Source organism: Clavibacter sp. MX14-G9D, assembly GCF_032917815.1.
In the GTDB taxonomy this organism is placed as follows: domain Bacteria; phylum Actinomycetota; class Actinomycetes; order Actinomycetales; family Microbacteriaceae; genus Clavibacter; species Clavibacter michiganensis_K.
In genome coordinates this window covers 1-1,410 of record NZ_JAVCVL010000361.1, presented here as the reverse complement: position 1 = coordinate 1,410, position 1,410 = coordinate 1, and the positions used below count along the sequence as shown (strand labels likewise).

Annotated in this window: 1 protein-coding gene; it reads right to left on the bottom strand. The window is 79.2% G+C overall.

Annotated elements, in window-relative coordinates; all coding sequences use genetic code 11:
* Positions 1-40: 40 nt before the first annotated feature.
* Positions 41-1,410, bottom strand: a 1,370-nt coding sequence (locus Q6969_RS15630) for an aldehyde dehydrogenase family protein (RefSeq protein ID WP_317231262.1), incomplete at its 5' end; no start/stop codon positions are given.

Genomic DNA, 1,410 nt, shown 5'->3' with positions numbered 1-1,410 from the left:
CCGCGTGGCAGGGCCGCGCGGCGGCACGGCCCCGTCCCGCTCAGGCGCGCAGCCGGCCGTCCACGCGGCGGGGGCCCGACCAGCCGTCCCGCAGCGGGGCCGGCAGGATCGCCTCCGGCGCGTCCTGGTAGGCGATGGGCCGCTGGAACCGCCGCATCGCCGTCACACCCACCGACGTGTGCTGGGACGTCGTCGCGGGCCACGGCCCGCCGTGGTGCTGGGCCCAGGCGACGGCGACGCCCGTGGGCCAGCCCGCGAAGAGCAGGCGACCCGCCCGTGCGGCGAGGAGGTCGACGAGCCCGTCGACCTCGTCGTCCGGCTCGGCGTGCAGGGTCGCCGTGAGCGATCCCGGGAGCGCGGCGACCGCGAGGTCGCGCTCCTCGGCGCTCCGGTACCGCACCAGCAGGGTCGCGGGGCCGAACACCTCCGCGGTGAGCTCCTCGGCCGACGTGGCGAAGTCGGACGCGTCGACCGCGAGCAGCGCGGCGGCGCCCGCGACCGTCGGCGCGATCAGCTGCTCGACCCCCGGGATCCCCGCGAGCCGTCGGGCGCCCGTGACGAAGCCCTCCGCGATGGATCCGGTGAGCATGTCCGCCGTGCCGCCCGGCACCTGCCCGGGCAGCGCCCGTTCGAGCGCCGAGCTCGCGGGGACGAGCACGAGCCCGGGCTTGGTGCAGAACTGGCCCGCTCCGAGCGTGAACGACGCGGCGAGGCCCGCGGCGAGCTCGGCCCCGCGGGCGGCATCGGCCCGGGGGGTGACGACGACCGGGTTGAGGCTGCCGAGCTCGCCGAAGAACGGGATCGGCTCCTCGCGCGCGGCGGCGCGGTCGGCGAGCGCGCGTCCGCCGCCGAGCGAGCCCGTGAAGGCGGCCGCGCGCACGGGCGCCGCGTCGACGAGCGCGAGCCCGGCGTCGAAGCCCTCGACGAGCGCGAACGCGCCGTCGGGAGCCCCGGCCCGCCGGAGCGCGCCGGCGACGATCGCGGCGGTGGCCCGGGAGGTCTCCGCGTGCCCGGGGTGCGCCTTCACGACGACGGGGCAGCCGACGGCGAGCGCCGACGCCGTGTCGCCGCCGGCGACGGAGAACGCGAACGGGAAGTTCGAGGCCGCGTACACGGCGACGGGGCCGAGCGGGATCAGCATGCGCCGGAGGTCCGGACGCGGGGGAGCGCTCGCCGGGTCGGCGTGGTCGACGACCACCTCCAGGTGGCTGCCCTCCTCGATCGCGTCGGCGAACAGCCGCAGCTGGCCGGTGGTGCGGGCGACCTCGCCCGTGAGGCGCGGCACGGCGAGGCCGGTCTCGCGGGCGGCGAGCGGCACGAGCGCGTCGCGCGCGGCGTCGAGGTCGTCGGCGATCGCGCGGAGCCAGCCGGCGCGCTCCGCCTCGGTGGCCCGGGCGGCGGCGGGGGCGG